8 protein-coding genes are annotated in these 7,089 nt (G+C 65.9%); 6 read left to right on the top strand and 2 right to left on the bottom strand.

Going from position 1 to position 7,089, the window contains the following annotated elements:
* The coding region (locus HOV91_RS38085) for a type IV toxin-antitoxin system AbiEi family antitoxin domain-containing protein (protein WP_217441587.1) at nt 1-730 on the top strand (730 nt) is incomplete at its 5' end.
* On the opposite strand, the gene HOV91_RS38080 is transcribed toward HOV91_RS38085, so the two are convergent.
* A complete protein-coding gene (locus HOV91_RS38080) occupies nt 661-2,709 on the bottom strand; it encodes a M13 family metallopeptidase (RefSeq protein ID WP_312884939.1) in 2,049 nt (682 codons plus the stop codon). The two genes, HOV91_RS38085 and HOV91_RS38080, sit on opposite strands and share 70 nt — an antisense overlap.
* A 336-nt stretch (nt 2,710-3,045) precedes the next feature.
* On the opposite strand from HOV91_RS38080, the gene rplN reads away from it, so the two are divergent.
* The 5 genes from rplN (at nt 3,046) to HOV91_RS38055 (ending at nt 6,254) form a co-directional block, all read left to right on the top strand.
* A complete protein-coding gene (gene rplN / locus HOV91_RS38075; protein ID WP_039795505.1) occupies nt 3,046-3,414 on the top strand; it encodes a 50S ribosomal protein L14 in 369 nt (122 codons plus the stop codon).
* Nucleotide 3,415: 1 nt separating this feature from the next.
* Complete coding sequence (rplX, locus tag HOV91_RS38070) at nt 3,416-3,733, top strand: 50S ribosomal protein L24 (protein ID WP_040864865.1); 318 nt, start codon at nt 3,416-3,418, stop codon at nt 3,731-3,733.
* Nucleotide 3,734: 1 nt separating this feature from the next.
* The gene (gene rplE, locus HOV91_RS38065) at nt 3,735-4,298 is read left to right on the top strand and encodes a 50S ribosomal protein L5 (RefSeq protein WP_040864866.1); all 564 of its coding nucleotides are present in this window, start codon (nt 3,735-3,737) and stop codon (nt 4,296-4,298) included.
* A gap of 4 nt (nt 4,299-4,302) precedes the next feature.
* Nucleotides 4,303-4,488: a type Z 30S ribosomal protein S14 gene (locus tag HOV91_RS38060; RefSeq protein ID WP_067646866.1), complete on the top strand. Its 186-nt coding sequence runs from the start codon at nt 4,303-4,305 to the stop codon at nt 4,486-4,488.
* A gap of 212 nt (nt 4,489-4,700) precedes the next feature.
* Entirely contained in the window at nt 4,701-6,254 is a 1,554-nt protein-coding gene (locus HOV91_RS38055; protein ID WP_174190045.1) for an acyl-CoA carboxylase subunit beta, read from the top strand.
* A gap of 123 nt (nt 6,255-6,377) precedes the next feature.
* Here the strand turns inward: HOV91_RS38055 and HOV91_RS38050 are convergent, their stop codons facing one another.
* Entirely contained in the window at nt 6,378-7,046 is a 669-nt protein-coding gene (locus tag HOV91_RS38050) for a DUF8020 domain-containing protein (RefSeq protein WP_174190044.1), read from the bottom strand.
* Between the last annotated feature and the right edge of the window lie 43 nt (nt 7,047-7,089).

Raw genomic sequence — 7,089 nt, 5'->3', positions numbered from 1 at the left:
GTTCGGGGGTGGTCATGCTGGGGGCATGCGACCTGGTTTGGAGCGATTGCGGGACACGCAATTCGGCGTCTTTACCGCGCGCCAGATACAGCGCGAGTATTCCCGGGGCGAGCTGCGGGCGCGGGTCGACCGCGGCGAGTGGGTGCGGGTCTTCCACGGGGTATATCGGGAGGCCACCACGCCGGCCTCACCCGAACTGCGCGTGGAGGCCGCGCGCCTGTCGATGGGGCTGACCTCGGTGGCCGCCGCCTACCGCACCGCCGCCGAGCTGCATGGGTTCTCGGTCCTGGCGGACCAGCCGACCGAAGTGCTCGGCATGCGGGCCGCTCACTCCCATCGGCTGATCGTGCACCGCGATCGAGTCGATCCGGCGGAATTGGCCTCGGTCCGCGGCACGGTCGTCACCAACGCGGTGCGCACGGCGGTCGATCTCGCTCGCACCCTGCCCAGGATGGACGCGCTGGCGACCTTGGACGCGGCGCTGCGCGGCGGACTCTCCCGCGACGCGCTGTCCACCGAACTCGAGAAGCACGCCGGACGGCGCGGGCGCGGGCAGGCCGCCGAGCTGATCGCGCTGGCCGACGGCCGGGCCGAATCACCCATGGAGTCGCGCACCCGGCTGCGCTGCCACGACGCGGGCCTGCGGGTGCGGCATTCGACTCAGAAAGTCACCCGCTGGTCGGCGGGCAGGAACAGCTTGTCGCCTTCCTTCACCTCGAAGGTTTTGTAGAACTCCGCCAGATTGCGCACGACCTGGTTGCAGCGGAACTCGTTGGGGGAGTGGTTGTCGATTGTGAGGAAGCGGACGGTGAGTTCTTTGGTTTGCTTTTCACGCCAGCTGCGGGCCCAGGACAGGAACATGGTGCGGTAGTCGGGCTCATCTATACCGCGACGTTTCTCGGCGATGCGGAAGGCAGCCAGCGTGATTTGCAATCCACGCAGGTCAGCGAGGTTCTCGCCGACGGTGAGTTCGCCGTTGACGTGCTGGTTCGGCTCGAGGCCCTCCGGCACGAGCGCGTTGTACTGGTCGACGAGTTGTTTGGCCTTGGCTTCGAAGGCGGCGCGATCCTCGGGCGTCCACCAGTCGCGCCGGTTGCCGTCTCCGTCGTACTTGGAGCCCTGGTCGTCGAAGCCGTGGCCGATTTCGTGTCCGATGGTCGAGCCGACCGCACCGAAATTGACCGCGGGCAGGGCGTCCTTGTCGAAGAAGGGCGGCTGGAGGTAAGCGGCCGGGAAGACGATCTGATTGGAAGTCGACGAGTAGTAGGCGTTCACCGTCTGGGGCGAAATGCTCCACTCGGACTTGTCGACCGGCGTGCCGAGGCGGGCGAACGCGCGCTTGACCTCGAACTCGTTCACGGCGAGCAGGGACTCGATCAGCTTGCCCTTGGTGATCTTCAGCTTGGAGTAGTCGACCCACTTGTCCGGATAGCCGATCTTGGCATCGATCTTGTCCAGTTTGGCCAGCGAGGCGGTCCTGGTCGCCGCCGACATCCAGGTCGAATTGGTGAAATTCTCCCGGTAAGCCGCGACGACATCGGCCAGCATCTCCCTGGCGCGGTCCTTGGCGTCGGGCGGGAAGTGCTTGGCCACGTACAGTTTTCCGAGCTGCTCGCCGAGATGCTCGTCGACGATGCCGACGCCGTACTTCCAGCGCTCGGGACGCTCGTCCTGCCCGTTGAGCACCCTGCCCTTGAACTCGAAATTCGCGTCGTTGACGGCCTTGGGCAGGTACGGAGCGAACTCCCGCAGCACGTACAGCTTCAAATAGTCCCGCCAGGTGGGGATATCCACCTCGGTCCACAGCTGACCGGCCGCGGTGAGGTAGGACGGTTGGTTGACCACCATCGTCGCGAACAGCTCGCGCGGACGATCGGTGTTCCCCGCCAGCCATGGATCCCAGTCGAAGCCCGGGGCGAGCGCGGTCATGTCCGCCCAGCTGTAGACGTTGTACGTCGCGTCGGTGTCGCGGTTGCGCACGTTGTCCCAGTGCGCGGGCGCGATGCGCTTCTCCAGATCGAACACCCGCTGAGCGGTGCCGGCCGGATCGGCCAACCCGGCTCCCGCGGCGATGCGCTCGAGGAAGATCCGGTACTGCGCGAGCACCTCGGCGTACTCCGGCTTCCGGTAGTACTGCTCACCGAGTCCGAGACCCGACTGGCCGATCGAAGGGATGTAGGCGTCGGAGTTCTTCCGGTCGGCGCCGATGCCGAGGCCGATCAGCCCGCCGATCGGCAGCTCGGCCATCACCTTCGCCAGATCCGCCTTGGTGGCCGCGCCGTCGATCTTCGCGAACAGCGGCGCCAGCGGCGTCATGCCGAGACGTTCGATCTCGTCCCAGTCCAGCCGCGCGTCGTAGAGGTCCTTGATCTGCTGCTCCTCCGAGCCGGGCCGCGGGTCCCGGATACCCTCGATGATCTCCCGCAGCTGCTGCTGCGTGCGCTCGGCCGCCTCGCTCGTCGAGCCGAACGCGACCTTGTCCGGCGGCAGCTGGGATTCCCGCAGCCACTTGCCGTTGACGTGCCGGTACAGGTCGTCCTGCGGCCGGATCGTCTCGTCCGCTCCGGTGAGATCGACGCCGGTGAGCGTCCGGCTCGCTGGTTCGGCGTCGTTCGAGCACGCGACCAGCGCGGTGGCGGCCGGCACCGCTCCGAGTGCGATCAGGAAGGCACGACGATCCAGCTTCGCTGGCCGACCGGTAGATGTCACGAGAATCCTCTCCCCGACGCGGCGTCGCCGCAGATGTACGAAGGCAGCCTTGCAGGACACGAGGCTACCGGCGCGGAGGCGGACCGGCCCGGATTGGGGAATGGGCGCCGCCGTGTGGCCCCGATTTGGGAACGACCTGCGGATTCCCATACACTAGACCGGTTGCCTGCGGGAGCTGTGCCCGCAATCCGGCAGTGAACCCCCAGTGGTTGGTTCCGCGTTTCTCGCTCGAACCGAGGAAACCGCTGGCAGGCGCGCGTCCGGAGGGCAACCGACCATGCCCGTCGGGTCGGCAATCCGGCGTGCACATACGTCCAGGTCAAGGAGGACGCTGAAGTGATTCAGCAGGAGTCGCGACTGCGCGTCGCCGACAACACGGGTGCGAAGGAAATCCTCTGCATCCGCGTTCTCGGCGGTTCGTCGCGTCGCTATGCCGGTATCGGCGACATCATCGTCGCTACCGTGAAGGACGCCATCCCCGGCGGCAACGTGAAGCGGGGTGACGTGGTCAAGGCCGTCGTCGTGCGCACCACCAAGGAGCGCCGTCGTCCCGATGGTTCCTACATCAAGTTCGACGAGAACGCGGCCGTGCTCATCAAGGCGGACAACGACCCGCGCGGCACTCGCATCTTCGGCCCGGTCGGCCGCGAGCTGCGCGACAAGAAGTTCATGAAGATCGTGTCGCTGGCTCCGGAGGTGCTCTGACATGAAGGTGCACAAGGGTGACACCGTGCTCGTCATCTCGGGCAAGGACAAGGGCGCCAAGGGCAAGGTCATCCAGGCCTACCCGAAGGAGAACCGGGTCCTCGTCGAGGGCGTGAACCGGATCAAGAAGCACGTCGCGAACTCCGCCAACCAGCGCGGCGCCTCCTCGGGCGGCATCGTGACCCAGGAAGCCCCCATCCACGTCTCGAACGTGATGGTCGTCGACTCCGACGGCAAGCCGGCCCGTATCGGCTACCGGACCGACGAGGAGAGCGGCAAGCGGGTCCGGATCTCCCGTAAGAACGGGAAGGACATCTGATATGACCACGACGGAAAAAGTGCAGCCCCGGCTGAAGCAGCGCTACCGCGAAGAGATCAAGGACGCGCTGAACAAGGAATTCGGCTACGCCAATGTGATGCAGATCCCTGGCGTGGTGAAGGTCGTCGTCAACATGGGTGTCGGCGACGCCGCCCGCGACGCGAAGCTGATCAACGGTGCCGTCGAGGACCTGGCCCTGATCACCGGTCAGAAGCCGCAGATCCGCAAGGCGACCAAGTCCATCGCGCAGTTCAAGCTGCGTGAGGGCATGCCGATCGGCGCCAAGGTCACCCTGCGCGGCGACCGGATGTGGGAGTTCCTCGACCGGCTGGTCTCCATCGCGCTGCCCCGTATCCGCGACTTCCGCGGCCTGTCGCCGAAGCAGTTCGACGGCAACGGCAACTACACGTTCGGCCTGAGCGAGCAGTCGATGTTCCACGAGATCGACGTGGACCGGATCGACCGTCCGCGTGGTATGGACATCACCGTGGTGACCACCGCGACCAACAACGAAGAAGGCCGTGCCCTGCTCAAGCACCTCGGCTTCCCGTTCAAGGAGAACTGAGCACATGGCAAAGAAAGCACTGGTCAACAAGGCCAACGCCAAGCCCAAGTTTGCGGTCCGCGCCTACACCCGCTGCCAGCGGTGCGGTCGCCCGCACGCGGTCTACCGCAAGTTCGGCCTCTGCCGCGTGTGCCTGCGCGACATGGCGCACAAGGGCGAACTGCCCGGCGTGCACAAGAGCTCCTGGTGAGCTCGCGCTCCTCGTGAGCGCACCCGGATAGCAAGGCGCCGAGGACACGGACTCGCACTGAGTCCGTGTCCTCGCCGTGTTCGGACTCTCGAGGATGTGCGGCCGGCTTCGGCTGTGAATTGTCCAGGATATCCAGTTGGATGACACGTTCTGTGTCGATAGCGCTTAACGTCGCGGGGGCACAAAAGTTGGTTCGGAAGGTGGCGGCGAGCGTGACAGGTACCGAGGCGAAGCTTGATGAACTGGTCAAGATCCTGACGATCGCTGCGGAACCGGCGGGTGAGGCCGGTGCCGCCAAGCGGGAGAAGAAGGGCGTTCCGAGCGTTCGCGAGCGTGTGAACATGCTGCTCGACCGCGGGACGTTCATCGAGACCGGCGCGTTGGCTCGTCAGCCCGACAAACCGGATGCTCTCTACGGTGACGGGCTGGTCACCGGTCGCGGTCTGATCGGAGGCCGCCCGGTGGTGGTGATCGCGCACGATCAGACCGTGTACGGCGGGTCGGTCGGTATCACGTCCGCCCGCAAGTTCATGCGGGCGCTGCAACTCGCGTTCGACAACGCATGCCCGGTGGTGACGATCAATGATTCCGGCGGTGCCCGTATCCAGGACGCTGTGGGTTCGATCGCTTCGTTCGGTGATATCTCCCGGGTGTTGGAAAAACTGTCCGGGTATGTGCCACAGGTGTCGATCATTCTCGGCAAGTGCGCGGCGGGTTCGGTGTACGGGCCGATCAACACCGACGTGCTCATCGGCACCAAAGATTCCTACATGTTCGTCACCGGGCCGGAGGTGATCAAAGCCGTCAACGGTGAGGACGTCACCGCCGAAGAACTCGGTGGCGCCGAAGTACAGGCCAAACGCGGCACCCTGCATCACGTGGCCGACACCGAGCAGGAAGCCTACGAGTGGGCGCGCAACTACCTGAGCTACATGCCGACGAGCTGTCTCGAGCAGCCGCCGATCGTGAACCCCGGCCTGGAGCCGGAGATCACTGCTACCGATCGGGAGCTCGACACGATCATCCCGGATTCCGATCGCGCCGGTTACGACATGCACGAGATCCTGCTGCGGATCTTCGACGACGGTGAATTCCACGAAATCCGCGCCGCGTTCGCCCCGAATCTCATCACCGGGTTCGCCAGGGTCGACGGCAATCCGGTCGGTGTGATCGCCAACCAGCCGTTGGTGCTGGGTGGTTCCATCGACGCCGCCTGCTCGGACAAGTCGACCTACTTCATCCGGCTCTGCGACGCGTTCAATATCCCGCTGGTGTTCGTCGCGGACACCCCGGGCGTGCTGCCGGGCCTCGAGCAGGAAGCCAACGGTGTGATCATCCGCGGCGGGCGGGTCCCGCGCGCGATCATCGAGGCGACGGTCCCGATCATCAACCTGGTCGTGCGCAAGTCCTACGGTGGCGCCTACGGCATGATGGCGGCCCGGCAGGTGGGCGCCGATATCAGTTTCGCCTGGCCGACGGCCCGGATCGCGGTGATCGGCGCCGACAGCGCGGTGGACCTCATCGGCAAGCGGCAATTGGCGGCGGTGCCGGAGGAGCATCGGGCAGCGGCGCGCGAGTTCATGATCAACCAGTACAACGAGACGATCGCCACCCCGTGGATCGCCGCCGAACGCGGCTACATCGACGCGGTCATCGAACCGGCGCGGACCCGTCTGGAGATCCGGAGCGCGCTGCGCCTGTTGCGGGACAAGCCGCCGGTCAAGCCGGAGTTCAACCCGCGCAAGCACCCGGTGTACCCGATGTGATCTTCCCGTCGACTCCCGCGCGGCGACGGTGTGACCATCGAACCTGCGCCGAGTGGCGAAACGAAGACGACCCGAAGAAAGGCGCTGCGGCGGATGGTTTCCGCCGCAGCGCCTTTCGCGACTTCAGCTCAGCGAATCAATCGCTGATTGTCCGGGCAGCACCTGCGGAATGACATCGGGCGCGACCGTACCCACGACCGCGCCGATCACGGCACCCAGGATGGCCGTGGTCACCACGCCGACCACGGCGCACAGCGCGTAACCGACGACGAAGATCGCCAGGGTCGGAATGCAGGTGATGAGGGCGGCGACCGCACCGACGCCCGCACCCGCGGCCGCACCATTCATGACCGGATCCGGGTACTGCGCCCCTGGATTGGTCGCGATGTCCTTCAGTTCCGCGCCCGTCGCTGCCGAAACCTCAGGTGTCGTCACCAACAGCGTGCGGCCGTCCTCGGAAACCTCGGCATCCAAGGCGATGGCGGTACCGGACGGCGTGGCCAGCGTGCGCGGAAGCTCGGTGACCGCCGCGCCCGCCTTGTCCACGACCTTGATCGAGGTCTCGCCGAGCTGGAACGTGCCGGCATCGAGTGTGGCGGAAACGGTCTTCAGGTCCGGCGCGACCGTGGTGCGGTAGCCGATGTCCGCGGATGTGCCCGACGTCGAGATCGCCTGGGCCAACTGCGCCTGCTGATCGGCGTAGTTGGTGGCCGATGCCGCTCCGGCACCGGCGAACGTAGTCGCCACCGCCAGCGGTAGCGCACCGATGAGCGCCTTACGACCGACACGCATTGCAGCGCGATAGAACATTGAATTCATTCTCCCTCCCGACCCC

Origin of the sequence: Nocardia barduliensis, assembly GCF_013315795.1 — a bacterium.
In the GTDB taxonomy this organism is placed as follows: Bacteria; Actinomycetota; Actinomycetes; order Mycobacteriales; family Mycobacteriaceae; genus Nocardia; species Nocardia barduliensis.
Note: the sequence above shows the minus strand (reverse complement) of the source record. Positions and strands in the feature narration are given on the sequence as shown.

Excerpts from the sequence above, each read along its gene's own strand:
- HOV91_RS38060 (WP_067646866.1), top strand. The coding sequence starts at position 4,303 with ATGGCAAAGAAAGCACTGGTCAACAAGGCCAACGCCAAGCCCAAGTTT.
- HOV91_RS38050 (WP_174190044.1), bottom strand. The coding sequence starts at position 7,046 with ATGCGTGTCGGTCGTAAGGCGCTCATCGGTGCGCTACCGCTGGCGGTG.
- rplX (WP_040864865.1), top strand. The coding sequence starts at position 3,416 with ATGAAGGTGCACAAGGGTGACACCGTGCTCGTCATCTCGGGCAAGGAC.
- rplE (WP_040864866.1), top strand. The coding sequence starts at position 3,735 with ATGACCACGACGGAAAAAGTGCAGCCCCGGCTGAAGCAGCGCTACCGC.